This is a genomic window from Blochmannia endosymbiont of Camponotus (Colobopsis) obliquus, assembly GCF_000973545.1.
In the GTDB taxonomy this organism is placed as follows: domain Bacteria; phylum Pseudomonadota; class Gammaproteobacteria; order Enterobacterales; family Enterobacteriaceae; genus Blochmanniella.
In genome coordinates, this window is record NZ_CP010049.1 from 53,134 (window position 1) to 72,969 (window position 19,836).

Consider the following 19,836-nt stretch of genomic DNA (forward strand, 5'->3'; position numbering starts at 1 on the left):
AATTAATAAGATATCAAGATTTTTTTGTTTATATTTATATATTTAATTAATATTATCATTATAAAATTATTATAATAACAGTATATTATAAAGTTTGTAATATAGTTTTTTTCAGGTTTATTATTTATTATTAATGGGTTTGCATTTGTTAAATGATCAAATACGTTTTAGTATTTTTTTGTTCATTTTGTTTTTTATTGCATTATAGGTATCGTCATATGAAATAGTTAAATTATTCGCGATGATCTGTATAAAGTGAAAGTGTTTTTAATTTTTATATTAATAAACGCGTAGATTAAATGTTTAGATTATAAGGCTTTTAGTATTTTAATTGTAATTTCATAATTTATATTGATTTTTGCATAATTGTCATTTTTGTTAATATGTTTTTAATATTCGACAAGATAGGTTGTGTGTTGTTATTTTAGGTTAAATAATTTATTTTTATATTTTTTGTGTATTGAAATTATTTTTACATTTTGACAGTAACTATTATATTAGTAGGACGTATATGATTGATTTTATCATAATTTTGTTTTTAGTAATAAATTTAACTATTGTAATATAATAGTGATAAGTATTATAAATTATTAATTTATTAAAATCTATTTTTGATTTTTTTTTATTTTTTATTTATATTTAGATGTCATGGTTTTTAATTCATCATTTTAATTGTAATTTAACAGTGTTATTGAAGCTTAATAGTTATAGTTTGTTTTTATATATCTTAAATAATTTTTTATTTAAAATTTTGTTTTTTCCATTATTTTAAGTATGTCATTTTAATTAGAGATAAAAATTGTTACCTAAATATGTTTGCTGCACTATTTTATTTTTTAAAATTTCTAACGGCGTTCCCGTTGCTATTATAGTTCCTTTGTTGACAATATAAGCATATTCACAAACATTTAATGTTTCACGTACATTATGGTCAGTAATAAATATTCCTAATCCGGATTGTCGTAGTTTTTCTATAATTCCTTTGATTTCTGTAATTGAAATAGGATCAATACCGGAAAAAGGTTCGTCGAGTAAAATGAATTTGGGATTTGCAGCTATTGCACGTGCAATTTCTACTTTTCTTCTTTCTCCTCCAGAAAGAGAATATCCAAGATGATTATGTAGGTAAGTAATTTTAAATTGATCCATTAATTGGATGACACGTTCATAACGTTGCTTTTTATTTAATTTTTTTTGTATTTCTAAAATGGACATTAAATTATTAAAAACACTCATTTGTTGAAATATAGATGATTCTTGAGGTAAATAACCAATTCCTAATTTTGCTCTATAATATAAAGGTAAGTTAGTAATATTTTGTTGATCAATTAAAATGCATCCAGAATTACATTTAGTAATGCCTGCAATAGTATAAAATATAGTGGTTTTGCCAGCTCCATTTGGTCCAAGTAATCCAATAATTTTTCCTGATAATATTTGTATATTAATATCCTTAATTATCCATTTTTTTTTATACATTTTAGTTATGTTATTTGCTGTTAGGATAGGCATATGTTATGTGTCTTGGTTGAAGGTTTTTTATTTATATTCAATATTGTTAGCAATTTAAGTATATATCACCAGTGTAGTAAGTACTTGTTTTCCAGGCTTGTTTGATGCTTCAATATAGTTTTTATTTATTACGTAATTAATTTTATTGCCTTTTATTTCACTATTTAATAGTTTTATGTGAGCATTACCTGTTAAAGTTAGTGTATTACTACTTGTTTTATAACAAATTTTTAGTGATTTTCCATAAATTAATTTGTTTTTATTTTGTGATGATTGTTTAAATGTTGCTGGTTTACCATATCCTTCTATTATTTTACATTTATTTTTCTCCTTTTGTGCATAATTAATAGTTACTATATCCGCATTAATATTAAGATAGTCATAGTTAATATTAACTTGTCCAATGAAAGTTATTGTGTTAGTAACCATGTTGATTGATTGTTGATTTGATTCTATTAATATTGGTTTTTGAGTTTTTTGCTTTAAAGATATCGATTGTGATGTTATCATACATAGGATAATAATAAGTAATATTTTTAGAATATGTCGTAGATTGTAATGGTTATATTGTATATGACGTTTTAACATGACTTATAAGTTCTATTATATTATTATTCAAATTGCTTCGCATTTTCATACTTGTGGAAATAAAACAATTGCCATATAAAGTAATATCTTCAGAATAAGTATTATGTGTAACTAAATCAATTATGGAGTGATTTGTTGTAATTTTTTTTAAAGAAGAGGATTTTAATGTATTATTTATTTGAATATTGCCTGATAGTAATAATATTTTTTTATTAGTGAGTTTAGCTTGGTCTGATTGAATATACCATATAGGTGCATGATCTTTATTAAACATGGTAGCGAATATTTTTTTGAAATAAATGTTTTGTGTAGTATTATGTTGATATATATTTTTAGCAGTAATTTTATATGTTAATTTACCTGTTTTAGTATCATAAATCATGATTGTGGCGTTTGTATTTTTATGTGAAGAGTAATTGTTAGTGTTGTTGAGTAATCTTTTTGGTGTAATACATTGTGTATATGATGAACAAAGTATGATAGTAACAATTATTAGTAATAATGATTTTGATATTATATAGACTAGTGGAATGTATTTTTTTATCATTTTGATTGTTTTTTGTTATTTTTTATGGATGTAATTAAGTAATTAAAAAAATTTAAGTATGTGCTGATAAAATAATTGCTCATGATAATTAGCGATATTATTTTTATAGTTTTTTACATTATTTTGTTCGAGGTGTATTATTATAATATTTTGATATGTTATTTTTTATAATTCATAGTTATTTGAATGTGTGTAATATATAATCTAGATTATGATTCAAGAGTATTTAAATTATGCTTTTAATTTTATTAAAATATTTTATTAAATTTCAAGATGTATTTATATACTAAAATGTTTTGTACAAAACATTTTAGTATATTTTAGAATAAATGAATAATTTTTTATCGCGATAATAATTAGTTTTTTATAAATAATTGTGACTTATGAACAACTATGAAATTGAAGATATTTTAATGCAGTCTTTATCATTAGATGAGGTATATGTTAATAATGATGGTAAGCATTATGATATTATTGCAATAGGTAAAATTTTTTTAAACATGAATCAAGTAAATAAACAGAAATTGATTTATTCTTCATTAATGGAGTGTATTTCTGATAATTTTATTCATTCTATATCTATTAGAACATATACTCCAGAAGAATGGAAGTATAAACAGAGAGTAAAATAATTGTTATATGATTATAAGATTGATTTTTAGTGATGAAATGTAATATGGATAAATTTATAATTCAAGGGCCTACTAGATTGAGAGGTGAGGTATTAATTTCAGGTTCTAAAAATGCTGCATTACCTATTTTGTTTGCTACATTATTGACTACAAAACTTGTAACAATTCAAAATGTACCTAGATTAAAAGATATTGACATTACTATTCAGTTGTTAAATAGGCTGGGTGCTAAAGTGGTGTTTGATAAATATGTATCTGTGGATACAAGTGGTGTTAATATTAACTACGTTCCTTACGAATTAGCCGGAAGGATGCGTGCATCTATTTGGGTATTAGCCCCATTGGTTGCTAGGTTTGGTTATGGGGAAATTTCTTTACCCGGAGGTTGTTCTATTGGAGCTAGACCAGTTGATTTACATGTTAATGGTTTAGAAAAATTAGGTGCATGTATAAAATTTAAAAATGGGTATTTAAAGGCATGTGTGCGAGGTAATAGGTTACATGGAGCTCATGTTAAAATGAGTAAAATTAGTGTTGGCGCAACAGTTACAGTAATGAGTGCAGCTACTTTAGCTAAAGGTACAACTATTATTGATAATGCAGCTTGTGAGCCAGAAATTGTTGATGTAGCTAATTTTCTTATAATGTTAGGAACTAATGTTATCGGTGCTGGTAGTGATCGTATTATTGTTGAAGGCGTTCAGTGTCTTGGTGGAGGTATATATAAGATTATTCCTGATCGTATTGAAACAGGAACTTTTTTGATTGCAGCAGCTATTTCTCGATCTTATGTTGTATGTAAGGATTCACGTGCAGATATTTTGTTAACGGTTTTAAATAAATTACGTGAAGCTGGTGCAGAAATAAAAGTGGGTACGAATTGGATTAGTTTAAATATGCACGATCAACGTCCCAAGGCTGTTACTATACGTACATCACCATATCCAGGATTTCCTACTGATTTACAAGCTCAATTTAGTTTATTAAATTTTGTAGCTGAAGGAAGTGGTACAATTACAGAAACTATATTTGAAAATCGTTTTGCACATATACGAGAATTAAAGCGTATGGGTGCATATGCAATTATTAGAGGTAATACGGTTATATGTCATGGAGTCAATATGTTATTCGGTAATACAGTTATAGCTACTGATTTACGTGCATCTGCATGTTTGGTTTTAGCAGGTTGCATTGCTCAAGGAGTAACAATAGTAGAACAGATTTATCATATTGATCGTGGTTATGATTGTATAGAAAAAAAATTACGTACAATGGGTGCTAATATCGAGCGACTCGTATCTTGATAAGGGTTAATTTTTTGTAACAAATTTACTGAAACAACTGAATAAAATAAAAAGTGACTATTTGTTTAAGATATTTAATCAATAAAATTAGCGTAATAGTAGAAATATATTAGTATCTCCTCTTATAATATTTAAAGCCATTACCGTTGGTTTTGTATTGAGTATTTTACGTAATTGTGAAATGTTTTGTACTCTTTCTCTATTTACTCCAATTATTATGTCTCCTTTTTGTAAACCAATAGTTGCAGCAGGAGATTCTTTCACTACATCTTCTACTTGTATTCCTTTTGCGCCGTCTTTTAAATATCCATTACTTAATGATGCTCCTTGTAATGCTGGAGTTAAAATTTCTTCGCTAGTAGTTGTAGAAGTACTATCATCTAGTGTTACAGAAATGTTTTGCAATTTACCGTTACGTAAGATACCTAATGTAACAGTTTTTCCAGGTGCAGTAGTACCTACTTTTACTCTTAATTCAGCAAAGCTTTGTATTGGTTTTTCTCCTACTGAGATAATAATATCTCCAGCTTTAATTTTGGCTTTAGCTGCTGCAGAACCAGGTATAACTTCGCTTACAAATGCACCACGTTGAGCATTTATATTAAATGCTTTAGCAATATCAGATGTTAATTCTGTTCCTTTAATTCCTAGTTGTCCACGTTTTACCTCACCAAATTCAATTAATTGTTGACTAAGATTTTTGACAATATTACTAGGAATAGCGAAACCAATTCCAATATTACCTCCTCCAGGAGTAAGAATAGCGGTATTAATACCGATTAATTCTCCGTGGAGATTGACTAATGCTCCTCCAGAATTTCCTCGATTTATTGAGGCATCTGTCTGAATAAAATTTTCTAAACCTTCGAGATTTAATCCGCTTCTTCCTAATGCTGAAACTATACCAGAGGTAGCTGTTTGACCTAATCCAAATGGGTTTCCTACAGCAATGGCAAAATCACCAACTTTTAAAGAATCAGAATCAGCCATTTTAATTTCAGTAAGATTTTTTGATTTAGGTAGTTGCAATAAAGCTAAATCAGTTTGTTCATCATGTCCTACTAATTTAGCATGAAATTCACGTCCGTCATTAAGTTGTATTTTAATTTTATCAGCACCATTTACCACATGATTATTAGTAATGATATAACCTTTTGTGGAATTAATGATTACCCCCGAACCTAATCCTTCAAATGGTCGTGATCCAATATTTCCACCTGGTATATCTGGTCCAAAAAAGTACCTAAATTCTTTAGGTAATGTTAATTTTCTTACTGGTTGAGTACCTTCTACATGTACACTAACTACTGCAGGTAGTACTTTGGTCAACATGGGAGCTAAACTAGGTATATTTTCTTCAGTTATTTCGTTTGGCAACGCAGCCTTATTGTAGGGCATGCAAAAAAAAATGAGTATTAAATTAAGTACTAGTATTTTAAATAAATACATTATTTTCATTCAAATATTAACTCTCAGTTTGTTTTGTTATCATCGTAGATTTATTTTTTTAATGTTGTACTTTTGGGCAATTTATATGTTCAATTTTTATATTACGCGTTGGACACAAAATTGCAGTTACTATACTTGATGTCTAAAGTGATGTATAATTTTTGCAGCATATTGTTAGTAATTACATACTATTGATGTATTTTGTAGTATTTGTTAATGTTAGTTGGTCATTAATTTAGATCAGTTAGATATTAAATTGGATATTATTGTAATTAATTTTTTGAGTTTTATCTAAGTGTTTATTTATCGGTAATATTTTCTGAATAATCTCGTGGTTGCATTTTGTTTGATTTGAGATCGTTATTGTTTTTTTTACTTAATGAATCATTATATGGTATTACGTTATATTCTAAATTTTTGTTTTTTAGTAAATCATGTATACTATTTGACATATATTGATGGAATTTACAATGATGATTATTAATATCGTTTAATAAAGCTGCGATATGGGTAAAATGATTGATTAGTTTTGTTTCATATTCGTTTAATTTATTGATATTGTTGTGTGTATAGTTTTTAATCGATAGATTTTGTTTGAATATATATTGTCTCAGCCATGCTATCATGATACCAAGAATGAGGCCAAATATAAAGCTAATTGATATGTATTTCCACATTATTATACGTACTCCACGTATTTGGTTTAGTTTTCATAAATATTTAGGGATTTGTATTAATTACGTTACAAATACCAATATTATATGACTTATAATTAGAAAATTCCAGTTACATAGTATTAATTATTCAAATTATAAATAATAGTATTTTGTTTTTTGTTTATATTCACATAGTATATTTAAAAAAAATAAGGAAATTAATTAACGATGAACAACATTACTCCTCTTTATCTTTATCAAAAAATGCTAGAAAAAGGAAATTATAAGTATGATTTTTCTCAAGAAATAGTTTTAAGGAAAATGAATGATATTCATCGTCAATTTGTTATTCGTCAGTATAAAACTGCTAATCGTAAAATAAAAAAAATTGATAAATTTATTGATTGTTTATTTAGAAAAAGTCACAGGGATACTATTCCACAAGTGATAAAAGGTCTTTATATTTGGGGTGTTACAGGTAACGGCAAGACTTTATTGATGGATTTATTTTATCGTAGCTTGCCTGGTATGCGAAAGTTACGATTACATTTTCATAGATTTATGGTGTATTTACATAAAGAAGTCTTTTATTTACAAGGTTATAAAAATCCTTTAGAGATTATAGCTGATAAATTTAAGACAGATATTGATATATTATGTTTTGATGAGTTTTTTGTTTCTGATATTGTTGATGCAATTTTATTAGGTACTTTGGTAGAAGCTTTTTTTTTACGTGGAATTACTTTGGTTATTACTTCTAATATTGCTCCTGATCAGCTTTATCTTCATGGTTTTCAACGTAGTAGATTTTTACCTGTTATTAATTTAATTAAAAACCATTGTGATGTTGTTCATGTTGATTCTGTTTGCGATTATCGTATGTCTAAAGTTAATGATAAAGGTAATTTATGGTTTGTTCCAATAGGAGATAGTTCTGATCAACAAATGATGAAAATATTTGTTGTATTGTCTGGTAGATCTTTTTTTATTAAAAAAGAAAGGATTTTATTAAAAATAAACAATAGATTATTACCGATTATTGCAGTCGTTAACGGTGTTTTATTATTAGATTTTTTTGAGTTGTGTAAGAATAATTGGTGTTATAATGATTATGTTATATTAGCTCAGAGATTTCATAGCATATTATTACGTAATGTACAACAAATGGGTAGCGATCAAGAAGACGTTGCTCGTCGTTTTTTGTCTTTAGTTGATGAGTTATATGAACGTCGTGTTAAGTTAGTAATAACTTCTTCTGTTTCAATATCAGAAGTATATAATGGAGATATGTTACATTTTGAATATCAACGTTGTTTATCTAGATTATATGAAATGCAAGGAGAAGAATATTTTAATTTGCCGCATAATCCTTAAGTGTATTTTAAATTAATTAATTAATGCATGTTTGTGTTTGTATTTTTATGATATTATAAAACGATAATAGATATAGCGGACTGTATTTTATTAAATTATGTTTATTACGATTAGAATATCTTAAAGTATTGTATATTTTAATGTGTATATATTAGAGAGATTTATTAGTAAAATAAAATTTTGGATGATTTTAATGAGAACGTTTGTTGCTAATTCACAAAGTGTTGAACATGTATGGTATGTTATTGACGCAACGCATCATGTTCTTGGGAGGTTTGCATCTCGTATAGCTTGTGTATTACGCGGTAAGCATAAAGAAGAGTATACTCCTCATGTTGATACTGGGGATTATGTGGTTGTTTTGAATGCAAAAAATATCGTTGTCACTGGTAATAAGTATAAGAAAAAGTTATATTATCGTCATACTGGTTATGTTGGCGGGATAAAGGAAATAACTTTTGAAAAAATGATGTTATCTAATCCAGAAAGAATTATTGAAATTGCAGTTAAGGGAATGTTACCTAAAGGTCCTTTGGGTCGTATGATGTATCGTAAACTTAAGGTTTATCCTGAAGCTGAAGGTAAACATTTGCATATGTCGCAAAAGCTTCGAATTTTAAAATTTTGATTATAATTACAAGAGTAATAAATTAATGATTAACAATCAATATTATAGTACAGGTCGCCGTAAAAGTGCATCTGCTCGTGTATTTATGAAGCAAGGTCATGGTATTATTGTGATTAATAGACAGGTGTGGGATGACTATTTTTGTCAGGAAAGTGTTCGTATAATTGTTACTCAACCTTTGCGTTTATTAAATATGTTGGATAAATTAGATTTATATATTACTGTTAAAGGTGGAGGGGTATTAGGACAAGCCGGTGCAGTACGTCATGGTATAACTCGCGCATTAGTAGAATATGATGAAGAATTGCGTATTAAATTACGAGATGCTGGGTTTGTTACTCGAGATTCGCGACAAGTAGAACGTAAAAAGGTTGGGTTGCGTAAGGCGCGAAAAAGTCCACAATTTTCTAAACGATAATAGTAGATTTTTCTCATTGTAGTTTGTTATTATTTTCATTTTTATTTTATTAAAGAAAAGAGTATGTGATGAATTTAGTAACTTTGATTTATAATGGATTTATGAGTTGCATCAGTATTTTTATATTTGTATTTTAAATATTAATGAAAAATTTTTTAGGTCATGATAAATTAATTTTTAAATAATTAGTAGTTTGATGTTTTAGTATAAGGTTAAGTATTAACATTTATTATTATTTATTTTTATATAATGTTTTTGCATTGATGATGGATAAAATTAAGATTGAGTTGTTATGTAACATATAAATTTTATATTTTGTTGTGTTCAATTTTTCTGATTTTAATATATCGAAAATTTTAATCTTTTCTTTTTTTATAGTAAAAATAAGGATGTTGATATTACATCATATTCAGTTTGATTTTTTATAGTAATAAAGAATATTTTTGATTAATTAAAAAATTTTAGTATTTTTTTATGATTTTGACTAAGTATAATTTACATTTTATATAAGTTATATATAAGTAAAGGCAGTGGTGATGTGTTTTATATCTTTTATGTTGCTGATTGTATTTATTAACATGTTTTCTTCTTGATGTGTAATTTCTCCTAATAGAAATACTTCTTTGTTCTCTGTAAGAATTTTTATATTTGATAGTATAATTTTGTTTTTAATAATTAGATACGAGCGAATTTTAGTAGTTATCCAAAAATCTATACATATTTTACGTAGAGATATTGGTTGATGTAAGCGTATTTCGTTGAATATCTGTTTAGTGCCTTTTGTTTTTATTGAAATTTGTACGGCTCGTTCAGCAAGTTTTTTATTTGGAGCTTGTCCTGTTAAAAGTACTTTGCCTTGATATACAGTATTGATAACTCTTGTGTTTTGTTTGATATTTTTATCTTTTGATAAATTATTAGAAATATAAGTTTCTAATAATTTATCATCTATTTGTGTACCTATGCTGCGGGGGTCATTGATACTTTTAGCAGCGATTATAGCAGTACTAATCATTATTCCACTCGTACAATTTTGTAAGATTATAATACATAATGATAGTATTGGTAGTATAATATGTATTTTAGTTTTCATTTTTATACCGTAAATTTAAGTAATTAGCAATTAATAAAATAGTTGATAAATAAAAAAATATGAATAATATTTTTGTAAAGTTTTTATCTTTTGTAAAAAGTTATTCTTGTTAGTTTAATGCGTGATGTTATTGTTATCATTATTTAATAATGTTTATTAATTTTGATTGGTAATGTGTTTATATTATACTCTAATGATGTTGTGCGTTATTTTATAATATAGAGATAGATTATATAAGTACACATATATAGTGATATATTAACTTGATGTTGGTTTTTTTATAAAATATATATAAGGTAATTTTTTTATTTTTTTATTATTTTTTAGAATAATCCATAGTAAGAATGATATTAAATGATGCAATTGTGTTCTTCAAATAAAGTTATTACTTCAACTTTATATATAGTACCAACTCCTATTGGTAATTTAGAAGATATAACGTGTAGAGCGCTGTCTGTTTTACAGAACGTTGATCTTGTTGCTGCTGAAAATATTCGTCACACTGGTTTATTATTGCAACATTTTTCTATCAGACAATCTTTATTTTCATTTAATGTTCATAATGAAACACGAAATATTTTAGAGTTGTTATCAAAATTAAAATTGGGATATAGTATTGCTTTAGTATCTAAAGCTGGCACTCCTGTTGTTAATGATCCAGGGTATCGCTTGGTAAGATGTTGTCATCAGCAAGGTATTAGAGTAGTACCTTTACCTGGTGCATGTGCAGCTATTACTGCTTTGTCTGCATCTGGATTGTTTTCTGATCGCTTTTGTTGTGATGGTTTTTTGCCATCTAAACGTAGTCTGCGATTGGCACGGTTAAAATTTTTATTTAAAGAACCAAGAACGATGATATTTTATGAATCTACGCATCGTTTAATGGATAGTTTGGAAGATATGTTAAATATTTTTGGATCTGATCGTTATGTAGTGTTGGCTCGAGAATTGACTAAATTATGGGAGTCTATTTATGGTGCTTCAATACAAAAATTATTTAATTGGTTACGAGCTGATAATATTCGTTATCGTGGTGAAATAGTTTTGGTTGTTGCAGGATATGTTTGTACACGCAGTAAAATATCTCCCGATATTTTACATACAGTGAAATTATTGACATCTGAATTATCTTTAAAAACAGCTATTATTTTAGCTTCAAGAATTTATGGTGTAAAAAAAAATGATCTTTATCGTTATATGATGTCTGTTAAATGAAAATGTTTTTATTTTTAGCATAGACATATATAATATATCTTGTACTGTAGGAGTTGTGTGATGTATAATATGGTGGGCTATTGTAATAGCATAGAGTTATCATGTATTTTTATGGAGTTAACTAGATAATCGCTGTTTCTTTGATTAATTATTTAAAAATATTTAACAAAATAATTAATGTAGTAATAGTAGAAAAAGAGGAAAGTCCGGGCTCCATAGAGCAGAGTGCCAGGTAACACCTGGGAGATGTGAATCTACGACTAGTGCAACAGAAAATAAACCGCCTATTAAATTTTTTTTATTAATAGTAGTATAAGTATTAATTAAGTTATATTAATTATTAGCGAAATTATTATTAGGTAAGGGTGAAATGGTGTGGTAAGAGCACACCACATATTTTGGTAACAAATATGGTATGGTAAACTTCCACTTGGAGCAAGGCCAAATAATAGTTCAGTAAAATATGGCTCGTATTGAACTTTGGGTGGGCCGCTTTTGAGTCAATATGTGAATATTGGCCTAGATGAATGATTATCCATGACAGAACCCGGCTTACAGTTAACTCCAATTTTTATATTTTTTAGTTTAATGTGTTTTTTATTTTTTTTTGAAAAATATATTTTTCTTATTACATTAAAATAATTTGTTTTTTTTGTGTATTGAGTTTTAAGTTTTTATGTTAAAATAAATTAGTAATGAATAATGTAACTTTATATTTTGTTGTTTTATTTTCATTGTGCTACTAAATTTTATTTTTTTATAAACTGTGTTATTGATAGTTTTGAATCATAATAGTATACTAGTCTTATTTATTACAGGTTCTGTATAAAGTTATGATTTAATGATATGTGTAATAGGTGCGATATTATTTGTTAACATAATGTTTTTTGGTTTATTTTTTCAGGATAATGGCGTACAAGATTGGTATTGTATCTTGAATGAGAATTGTAAATAATGAATATTTTAAAGGATGTATTGTACGCGTTGTGGCAACATAATTTTGAAATTTTTTCTAATTTTAGTTTAGTTTTTGTTATTTATTTATTGGTTTTTATTGTTCTTGTATTAGAAAATGGTGTTTTACCTGCAGCATTTTTACCTGGAGATAGTTTGTTAATTTTTACTGGTGTGTTGATTTCAAAGGGCACTTTAAGTTTTCCTATTACTTTGAGTTTACTAACTGTTGCTGCTAGTTTAGGTAGTTGGATGAGTTATTTGCAAGGTAGATTTTTAGAAAATAATAAGTTTATACAGAGTTGTTTTGCTCGATTACCTAAATATTATCACCATCGCGCGTATCAAATGTTTCATAATCATGGTTTATTTGTTGCTTTAATTGTTAGTCGTTTTATTGCTTTTATTCGTACTTTATTACCAATAATTGTTGGTTTTTCTGGGTTATGTAGTTTTCGTTTTCATTTTTTTAATTGGATAAGTGCTTTTTTATGGGTATTAGTTCTTACCGTTTTAGGTTTTATATTGGGTAATACTATTGTTTTTTAATGAGGTATGAGCGAGAGAGAAGAGCATTATAATTTATAATGTGTAGCATTTTTTTATTTTGTGTCATTATCGTTGGTGATTAAGTCGGCTATTAGTTTATAAAATGGCACAGCGGTATGTATACTTAAGAAATAATGACTTTATAAATATTTTTTAAAGTAGTGGTATAAGATAATGTTGTTGTTTAGAGTAAGCATGTTTTAAATAATTATTTTTTTACTGTTTTTAATATTAATATATCTGACATGAATTAATATTTGTGTATGAAATGAATGTTTTGAATTATCAGATTATAAGATATTACAGAGTGTTAACATTACATATCACATCAAGAAATGTAAGACAAGACTGTTTTTTAGAATAGACGTTAGTTTAGTTTTTTGTGTTTAAATATATCTGACGGATTGGCCCTTGCTGGATTTGAACCAGCGACCAAGTGATTATGAGTCACCTGCTCTAACCAATCTGAGCTAAAGGGCCTTACTTAGTTATATTTTATTATGAGATATTTGCAAAAATTTATGCAAAAAAATTACTCTATGTCTTAAAAATATTATTATTTGTTTATTTTTACTACGACAATTGGAGTATACTATATTAATTAATAATTTAAAAGTTAATATTTAAAGATTTTACTTGATGTAACTAAGTATTTTTAAATATTTATAATATTTGTTTTTAACAGTAAGGTGATGCGCTGCTATTATAAAAAATTATTGATAGTATTTGTGATTCAAATTTTTCATGATGGTTAAAATGTTTATTTTATGTATAAATTACATTTTTGTTATATTTTGTTTTATGTTGTGTTTAATTTAATCATCTAAAAAACTACGTAAGATTTCAGATCTACTTGGATGACGCAACTTTCTTAATGCTTTAGCTTCAATTTGACGGATGCGTTCTCTAGTTACATCAAATTGTTTACCAACTTCTTCTAGTGTGTGATCGGAAGTCATATCAATACCGAAACGCATACGTAGTACTTTTGCTTCTCTTGGAGTTAATCCAGCTAATACGTCTTGCGTCGCAGAGCGTAAATTTTCTGATGTTGCTAACTCATGAGGTAATTCTAATGAAGAGTCTTCGATGAAATCTCCTAAATGGGAGTCTTCGTCGTCTCCAATAGGTGTTTCCATAGAAATAGGTTCTTTTGCAATTTTAAGTACTTTGCGAATTTTATCTTCTGGCATCAACATTCTTTCAGATAATTCTTCTGGGCTAGGTTCATGTCCGATCTCTTGTAACATTTGTCTTGAAATGCGATTAAGTTTATTGATTGTTTCAATCATATGTACTGGAATTCTTATGGTGCGTGCCTGGTCTGCTATAGAACGTGTAATAGCTTGTCTAATCCACCAGGTAGCATAAGTAGAAAATTTATAACCACGGCGATATTCAAATTTGTCTACTGCTTTCATTAAACCAATATTTCCTTCTTGAATTAAATCTAAAAATTGTAATCCTCTGTTAGTATACTTTTTAGCAATAGAAATTACTAAACGTAAATTGGCTTCAACCATTTCTTTTTTTGCTCTTTTAGCTTTTGCTTCACCGATTGACATACGCTTATTAATATCTTTTATTTGTTTTATGGTTAGTCCGGTTTCTTCTTCTATGTCATGTAATTTATTTAAACTACAAAGAACTTTTTGGTAAATGTTATTTAATTTTTCAGACCATGGTTGATTCATTGTTTGTGCTGTTTTAAACCAATGTTCATTAGCTTCGTTACCTACGAATAATGTAATAAAAATTTTTTTTGGCATTTTGCTATTTTCAACGCATAGTTTCATAATAAAACGTTCTTGGATTCTAATACGTTCCATCATAATACGCATATTATTTACTAAATGATCAAACTGTTTGGGAACGAGTCTAAATTGTTTGAATATATCAGAAAGCTTAAAGATTTCTTCTATTGCTTTTATGTGATTACGTCCGTTAAATTTAATTATTGTTTGTGTTATTTCATATTGTTTCTTTAATTCTATAAATTTTTGACGGGCTAATTTTGGATCTATATTGTTATCGTCATCATTATTGTTTTCTTCTTCTTCATGTTCTTCTTCGTTTTTTTGACTTATAAGTTCCGTACGTTGAACCTCGGAGTGTATAGATATTGTATTGGCAGGTGTGTCTTCTTTTGCATTAGGATCAACAAATCCTGTAATTAAATCTGAAAGACGGGTTTCGCCAATATCTACACGTTTATATTGCTCTAATAAGTAAGTAATTGCTTCTGGATATTCAGCGACTGAACATTGGACTTGATTAATACCATCCTCAATTCGTTTGGCAATATTAATTTCTCCTTCTCTGGTAAGTAGTTCTACTGTCCCCATTTCTCGCATGTACATACGCACCGGATCGGTTGTTTGACCTATTTCAGATTCGACGTGGGACGATAAGGCTTGGACAGCAGCTGCAGTTATATCTTCGTCTGCATCAGGAGCACTATCTTCGACCAATAAAAACTCGTCAGTGTCAGGCGCTTCTTCTACTACTTTAATACCCATGTCATTAATCATTTTGATAATATCTTCAATTTGTTCCGCATCTATAACATCATCTGGAAGGTGATCATTAATTTCGGAAATAGTTAAATATCCTTGTTCTTTACCACGAATGATAAGAATTTCAAGTTGTGATTGTGAAGTATTTTCCATAAAATTGATAGTCGTATTTTTGTACAATTAAGTATGTTTTAATATTTTAGATCTTAATAGTTTCAGATTATTTCATTTTAATAAATTTACATTGCTAATAAAATAATATTATTTGTATATATAGTGTATTATATGAATATTTCATTTCATAAAATATTATTCTTATTTAATGTTATATATTTTATATTTTTTGTGTTAGTGTTTGATTTAATAACCATAACTCTTTACGTTCCTTGATTGTGAGTTTTTGTATTCTATCTCGCGCAATTAATTTTTCTTGTCGTTTTTTTAATATATCGTCATATAATCTTGTTAGTATATCAATAAATTTTTTTTCAATTTCGTTATATGTAATCATATGGTTCCATTTTGTAAATATTTCGAGTTGCTTATATGTTTTGTTGTTATTGTAATAATATTGTATTAATTCAGCAGATGTTAGTTTTGGTTGTGTTTGACAAAATTGAACTAATTCAGTAAAAAATGTCATTTCAGGCAAATTAATTTTTTCTAGTCCCGTTATTGTAGGTACTAGAAAAGCAAGTTGTGGTTTTTTTGTTAATAGTGTTATTAGCATATGCAAGGTTGTATTTTTTTTCTGTTTTTGTATGTAGTGATTTGTCTGTATTATTTTTTTTTTTATAATTTTTTCTAAGTATATGTTATCGAGTATACCAATTTTAATTCCTAATTGTTGACGCAGACAAATACGTAATATTTTTCCTGGTATTTTATTAATTATGGGTAATGCTAAAAAACTTAGCTGTGCACGTCCTTCCGAAGTATTTAAATTAACTTGAGTAAGTAGTTTATTAAATAGAAAAGTAGATAGTGGTTGTGCTTTTTCAATTAATATAGTGAATTCTTTTTTTCCTATTTTACGTATTAGGGTATCAGGATCTTCTCCTTTAGGTAAGAACATAAAATACATTTGATGGTTATCAGTTAAATAAGGAATTGTTATGTTTAGTGTACGCCAGGCGGCTTTTTGTCCTGCTAAATCTCCATCATAACAACAAATAATTTTATTGGTTATTTTGTATAGTTGTTGTATATGTTCATTTGTTGTTGATGTACCTAAAGAAGCTACTGCATAGTTAATGCCAAATTGTGTTAGTGTAATAACATCCATGTATCCTTCAACTATAAGTATTTGCGATATTTTTTTGTTTGTATTTTTTATTTCGTATAGGCCATATAATTGTTTTTTTTTACAAAAAATATTACTTTCTGGTGAATTAAGGTATTTAGGTGTATCATCATGGTTAATTGCGCGACCTCCAAAAGCAATTACTTGTCCTTTATAGTTGCGTATAGGAAACATAATACGTTTACGAAAGAGATCATAAATTTGTCCTTTGTTATTTTTGACGATCATGCCAACTTCATTCAATAGAATTTGTGTTTGTTGTGATGTATTAAAGATTTTTATTACATTACTGTATCCTTCTGGAGCGAAACCTATAGCAAAATATTTAATTATTGTTTTATTTAAACCTCGATTTGCTAAATATTTTTTAGCTAACAATGATGAAGTTTGTGTTAAATTGTTATGGTAAAATGTTGTTAGGCGGTTCATTAATGTGTATAATGTTTGATATTGTTTGTCTTTTATCAGATAATTTATGACATTACCTTCATACATTATTTTCATGTTGTGAAGATATGCCAGTTCTTTAATTGATTCTATAAAGTTAAATTTGTTATAATGCATTATAAAATCAATGGCGTTTCCATGTATACCGCAACTAAAACAGTAAAAAAATTGTTTTTCTTCGCTAACAGTAAATGATGGATTTTTTTCATCATGGAATGGGCAATTGGCATAAAAATTTTTGCCGTGTTTTTTGAGTTGTATTTTTTGATGTATAAGGTTTACAATGTTAGTACGCGCAACCAATTCGTTAATTAATTTATTTGGAATTTTGTCAGCCATAATTTTGTTAGATTATTACTTTGTAATTTACAGTTACTTGCTAATTGTGTTTTAATAATTTAATAATATAAAGACATAGACATTAGTTATTTTTCATTTTTTGTTATATATTTTCGCATATATATTTTATTGTAAGAATAGTATGAATTTTTTATTGGTTTTTTCTAAATTAATATAAGCGTACGCGTTTTGCATTTTCTCTAGCTATTTTTTTTGCATGGCGCTTAATAGCTGATGCTTTTGCTCTTTTTCGTTCTGTTGTTGGTTTTTCGTAAAATTCTCGACGACGCACTTCAGCTAATATACCCGCTTTTTCACAGGATCTTTTAAAACGACGTAATGCTACATCAAATGGTTCGTTTTCACGTATTTTGATAACAGGCATGATTAACAAATTCTCTTAATTATGTTAAGGTTAAGTTTTTGTAATTTTTTGATTTCGTTTATATATCATGAAAAATCTTCTTATGGAAATTTTACTGTAATTGATAACTCACTGTAAAGGTTTTGTTTATGTATTTTGTATATTTAGAAAGATAAAATATTGTAATGTTAACACATTTGTACAATATTTATTAATTTAATCGTTGCGACAACAGCTATCATTATCATTTTGATTATTATCGGGTAGTATATAGATATAATATGCGCGTATTAGGTATTGAAACATCTTGTGATGAAACTTGTGTAGCAATTTACGATAAAAATTATGGATTGCTATCAAATAATGTTTATAGTCAAGCAAATTTACACACTGATTATGGAGGTGTGGTTCCTGAACTTGCAGCTAGAGATCATGTATGTAAAATTGTTCCTTTAATTAAACAATCGTTAGTACAGGCGAAAGTAGAATTATCAGATATTGATGGAATAGCATATACTGCCGGACCTGGTTTAGTAAGTTCATTGATGGTTGGTGCAACTGTTGGTTGTTCTCTTGCTTATGCTTTACAAATTCCAGCTATTTCTATTAATCATATGGAAGGTCATTTGTTATCTCCAATGTTAGAAGAGCCTAGTGGCATACAGTTTCCTTGTATCGCATTGTTAGTATCTGGAGGGCATACTCAACTTATTTTAGCATCTTCTATAGGTCAGTATAAAATATTAGGGGAATCTTTAGATGATGCAGCTGGTGAAGCATTTGATAAAGTTGCTAAATTATTAAAATTAGGTTATCCAGGAGGAGATTTGTTATCTAGACTAGCAAGAAATGGTGTTCCTAATACTTATGTTTTTCCTCGTCCTATGATAAAAACAACAAATTTAAATTTTAGTTTTTCTGGTTTAAAAACATATGTTGCTAATATAGTTAAGTGTAGTGATGATGATGCTCAAATATATGCTAATATAGCGCGTTCTTTTGAAGATGCTATGATAGATATCTTAGTTGTTAAGTGTCGTTGTGCTTTAAAGTTGACAAATTTAAGATATTTAGTCATTGCTGGTGGAGTCAGTGCAAATATAGAATTGCGTAAGGCATGTACAAAGATGATGCATTTAATGGGTGGTAAATTATTTTGTGTTAGTCCTAAATTTTGTACGGATAATGCTGCAATGATTGCTTATGTTGGTATAATGAGATTAAAAGCTGGTGGAGTAATTCCTAGTCGTGGCTTATCCATATCAGTTCGTCCACGATGGTCTATAGAGTCGTTATAGATATATTTAAATTTTTGGTATATAGGGTTTTGTTGTGTAGTTTAGAATTATTTTGCTATTTTTCTAGGATTTCCAAATGTTATTTTCTCTTCCATTAATTAATCTCTGTGCATTACTTTGATGTTGTATTAATATTATTATGGCTAAAATGGTTATTTGCAAAGCATATTGTGGATAAAATAACCAAGTATAAAATGGAATAATTGTTAGAGTAATTATTGATCCTAATGATGCAAAACCAGATAATAATACCGTTATACTCCATATGCAAAACATTAGTCCAGATAGATTCAAGCTTATAGTTGTAAGCGCTCCAAATGCTGTAGCCATGCCTTTTCCACCGCAAAATTTAAAAAAAATAGGATATATGTGACCCATGCACGTTACAATGGGTATTGTTCCTAACCAAAAAGTTGGTATATTTAGGATTTGAGCAAGCCACATTGGGATCGCACCTTTTAGTATATCTAATAGTAATACGATAATAGCTATTTTTTTATTTATTCGTGATATATTTGTTGTACCTGGATTTTTGGATCCAATGGTACGTGGATCTGGTAATTTTTTAAAACGACATATTAAGATTGCACTAGAAATAGAACCGCATATATAAGCGATAATTATTGTTACAATAGTAATTTCCATGGTTT

At 27.6% G+C, this 19,836-nt stretch carries 17 protein-coding genes, 1 tRNA gene, 1 other RNA gene and 1 pseudogene; 9 read left to right on the forward strand and 11 right to left on the reverse strand.

The window, feature by feature from the left end; genetic code table 11:
• Positions 1–786 precede the first annotated feature (786 nt).
• The 3 genes from lptB to lptC are packed head-to-tail and all read right to left on the reverse strand — an operon-like array spanning position 787 to position 2,647.
• Positions 787–1,512, reverse strand: a complete 726-nt coding sequence (gene lptB, locus BOBLI757_RS00205; protein ID WP_046304504.1) for an LPS export ABC transporter ATP-binding protein — start codon at positions 1,510–1,512, stop codon at positions 787–789.
• Between the two features lie 54 nt (positions 1,513–1,566).
• Entirely contained in the window at positions 1,567–2,022 is a 456-nt protein-coding gene (lptA, locus tag BOBLI757_RS00210) for a lipopolysaccharide transport periplasmic protein LptA (RefSeq protein WP_046305352.1), read from the reverse strand.
• Positions 2,023–2,074: 52 nt separating this feature from the next.
• On the reverse strand, positions 2,075–2,647 hold the full coding sequence (gene lptC / locus BOBLI757_RS00215; RefSeq protein ID WP_071840881.1) for an LPS export ABC transporter periplasmic protein LptC: 573 nt from the start codon (positions 2,645–2,647) through the stop codon (positions 2,075–2,077).
• Positions 2,648–3,030: 383 nt separating this feature from the next.
• Between lptC and BOBLI757_RS00220 the strand changes: the two genes are divergently transcribed.
• Positions 3,031–3,279: a BolA family protein gene (locus BOBLI757_RS00220; protein WP_046304505.1), complete on the forward strand. Its 249-nt coding sequence runs from the start codon at positions 3,031–3,033 to the stop codon at positions 3,277–3,279.
• Between the two features lie 44 nt (positions 3,280–3,323).
• The gene (gene murA / locus BOBLI757_RS00225) at positions 3,324–4,583 is read left to right on the forward strand and encodes a UDP-N-acetylglucosamine 1-carboxyvinyltransferase (protein ID WP_046304506.1); all 1,260 of its coding nucleotides are present in this window, start codon (positions 3,324–3,326) and stop codon (positions 4,581–4,583) included.
• 87 nt (positions 4,584–4,670) lie between these two features.
• On the opposite strand, the gene degQ is transcribed toward murA, so the two are convergent.
• Complete coding sequence (gene degQ, locus BOBLI757_RS00230) at positions 4,671–6,041, reverse strand: serine endoprotease DegQ (RefSeq protein ID WP_046304507.1); 1,371 nt, start codon at positions 6,039–6,041, stop codon at positions 4,671–4,673.
• 290 nt (positions 6,042–6,331) lie between these two features.
• Positions 6,332–6,709: a ZapG family protein gene (locus tag BOBLI757_RS03395; RefSeq protein WP_046304508.1), complete on the reverse strand. Its 378-nt coding sequence runs from the start codon at positions 6,707–6,709 to the stop codon at positions 6,332–6,334.
• 207 nt (positions 6,710–6,916) lie between these two features.
• Between BOBLI757_RS03395 and zapE the strand changes: the two genes are divergently transcribed.
• From zapE to rpsI, 3 genes are all read left to right on the forward strand, one after another.
• Entirely contained in the window at positions 6,917–8,062 is a 1,146-nt protein-coding gene (gene zapE / locus BOBLI757_RS00240) for a cell division protein ZapE (RefSeq protein WP_046304509.1), read from the forward strand.
• 193 nt (positions 8,063–8,255) lie between these two features.
• The gene (gene rplM / locus BOBLI757_RS00245) at positions 8,256–8,690 is read left to right on the forward strand and encodes a 50S ribosomal protein L13 (protein WP_046304510.1); all 435 of its coding nucleotides are present in this window, start codon (positions 8,256–8,258) and stop codon (positions 8,688–8,690) included.
• A gap of 25 nt (positions 8,691–8,715) precedes the next feature.
• Complete coding sequence (rpsI, locus tag BOBLI757_RS00250) at positions 8,716–9,108, forward strand: 30S ribosomal protein S9 (protein ID WP_046304511.1); 393 nt, start codon at positions 8,716–8,718, stop codon at positions 9,106–9,108.
• Between the two features lie 511 nt (positions 9,109–9,619).
• On the opposite strand, the gene dolP is transcribed toward rpsI, so the two are convergent.
• On the reverse strand, positions 9,620–10,201 hold the full coding sequence (gene dolP, locus BOBLI757_RS00255) for a division/outer membrane stress-associated lipid-binding lipoprotein (RefSeq protein ID WP_046304512.1): 582 nt from the start codon (positions 10,199–10,201) through the stop codon (positions 9,620–9,622).
• Between the two features lie 357 nt (positions 10,202–10,558).
• On the opposite strand from dolP, the gene rsmI reads away from it, so the two are divergent.
• From rsmI to BOBLI757_RS00265, 3 genes and pseudogenes are all read left to right on the forward strand, one after another.
• Entirely contained in the window at positions 10,559–11,416 is an 858-nt protein-coding gene (gene rsmI, locus BOBLI757_RS00260) for a 16S rRNA (cytidine(1402)-2'-O)-methyltransferase (RefSeq protein WP_046305356.1), read from the forward strand.
• Between the two features lie 113 nt (positions 11,417–11,529).
• Positions 11,530–11,986, forward strand: an RNA gene (gene rnpB / locus BOBLI757_RS03240) — RNase P RNA component class A.
• Between the two features lie 384 nt (positions 11,987–12,370).
• Positions 12,371–12,916, forward strand: a pseudogene (locus BOBLI757_RS00265) (DedA family protein); the annotation flags it as partial.
• A gap of 408 nt (positions 12,917–13,324) precedes the next feature.
• On the opposite strand, the gene BOBLI757_RS00270 reads toward BOBLI757_RS00265, so the two are convergent.
• The 4 genes from BOBLI757_RS00270 to rpsU all read right to left on the reverse strand — a co-directional run bounded on the left by BOBLI757_RS00270 (position 13,325) and on the right by rpsU (position 17,909).
• Positions 13,325–13,399 (reverse strand) — tRNA-Ile (locus BOBLI757_RS00270).
• Between the two features lie 335 nt (positions 13,400–13,734).
• A complete protein-coding gene (gene rpoD, locus BOBLI757_RS00275; RefSeq protein WP_046304513.1) occupies positions 13,735–15,588 on the reverse strand; it encodes an RNA polymerase sigma factor RpoD in 1,854 nt (617 codons plus the stop codon).
• 181 nt (positions 15,589–15,769) lie between these two features.
• Positions 15,770–17,524 (reverse strand): DNA primase, encoded by a 1,755-nt coding sequence (dnaG, locus tag BOBLI757_RS00280; RefSeq protein WP_046304514.1) that lies wholly within the window; start codon positions 17,522–17,524, stop codon positions 15,770–15,772.
• Positions 17,525–17,693: 169 nt separating this feature from the next.
• On the reverse strand, positions 17,694–17,909 hold the full coding sequence (rpsU, locus tag BOBLI757_RS00285; RefSeq protein WP_046304516.1) for a 30S ribosomal protein S21: 216 nt from the start codon (positions 17,907–17,909) through the stop codon (positions 17,694–17,696).
• A gap of 260 nt (positions 17,910–18,169) precedes the next feature.
• Here rpsU and tsaD point away from each other — a divergent pair, with 260 nt between their 5' ends.
• Positions 18,170–19,186 (forward strand): tRNA (adenosine(37)-N6)-threonylcarbamoyltransferase complex transferase subunit TsaD, encoded by a 1,017-nt coding sequence (tsaD, locus tag BOBLI757_RS00290; protein ID WP_046304518.1) that lies wholly within the window; start codon positions 18,170–18,172, stop codon positions 19,184–19,186.
• A 63-nt stretch (positions 19,187–19,249) separates the two neighbouring features.
• Here tsaD and plsY read toward each other — a convergent pair whose 3' ends face one another.
• Positions 19,250–19,831, reverse strand: coding sequence for a glycerol-3-phosphate 1-O-acyltransferase PlsY (gene plsY / locus BOBLI757_RS00295; RefSeq protein ID WP_046304520.1), 582 nt, complete (start codon positions 19,829–19,831; stop codon positions 19,250–19,252).
• Positions 19,832–19,836: the final 5 nt, after the last annotated feature.

Excerpts from the sequence above, each read along its gene's own strand:
- lptB (WP_046304504.1), bottom strand. The coding sequence starts at position 1,512 with ATGCCTATCCTAACAGCAAATAACATAACTAAAATGTATAAAAAAAAA.
- dolP (WP_046304512.1), bottom strand. The coding sequence starts at position 10,201 with ATGAAAACTAAAATACATATTATACTACCAATACTATCATTATGTATT.
- rpsU (WP_046304516.1), bottom strand. The coding sequence starts at position 17,909 with ATGCCTGTTATCAAAATACGTGAAAACGAACCATTTGATGTAGCATTA.
- plsY (WP_046304520.1), bottom strand. The coding sequence starts at position 19,831 with ATGGAAATTACTATTGTAACAATAATTATCGCTTATATATGCGGTTCT.
- degQ (WP_046304507.1), bottom strand. The coding sequence starts at position 6,041 with ATGAAAATAATGTATTTATTTAAAATACTAGTACTTAATTTAATACTC.
- zapE (WP_046304509.1), top strand. The coding sequence starts at position 6,917 with ATGAACAACATTACTCCTCTTTATCTTTATCAAAAAATGCTAGAAAAA.
- BOBLI757_RS00220 (WP_046304505.1), top strand. The coding sequence starts at position 3,031 with ATGAACAACTATGAAATTGAAGATATTTTAATGCAGTCTTTATCATTA.
- rpoD (WP_046304513.1), bottom strand. The coding sequence starts at position 15,588 with ATGGAAAATACTTCACAATCACAACTTGAAATTCTTATCATTCGTGGT.
- rpsI (WP_046304511.1), top strand. The coding sequence starts at position 8,716 with ATGATTAACAATCAATATTATAGTACAGGTCGCCGTAAAAGTGCATCT.
- tsaD (WP_046304518.1), top strand. The coding sequence starts at position 18,170 with ATGCGCGTATTAGGTATTGAAACATCTTGTGATGAAACTTGTGTAGCA.
- rsmI (WP_046305356.1), top strand. The coding sequence starts at position 10,559 with ATGCAATTGTGTTCTTCAAATAAAGTTATTACTTCAACTTTATATATA.
- murA (WP_046304506.1), top strand. The coding sequence starts at position 3,324 with ATGGATAAATTTATAATTCAAGGGCCTACTAGATTGAGAGGTGAGGTA.
- dnaG (WP_046304514.1), bottom strand. The coding sequence starts at position 17,524 with ATGGCTGACAAAATTCCAAATAAATTAATTAACGAATTGGTTGCGCGT.
- lptA (WP_046305352.1), bottom strand. The coding sequence starts at position 2,022 with ATGATAACATCACAATCGATATCTTTAAAGCAAAAAACTCAAAAACCA.
- rplM (WP_046304510.1), top strand. The coding sequence starts at position 8,256 with ATGAGAACGTTTGTTGCTAATTCACAAAGTGTTGAACATGTATGGTAT.
- lptC (WP_071840881.1), bottom strand. The coding sequence starts at position 2,647 with ATGATAAAAAAATACATTCCACTAGTCTATATAATATCAAAATCATTA.
- BOBLI757_RS03395 (WP_046304508.1), bottom strand. The coding sequence starts at position 6,709 with ATGTGGAAATACATATCAATTAGCTTTATATTTGGCCTCATTCTTGGT.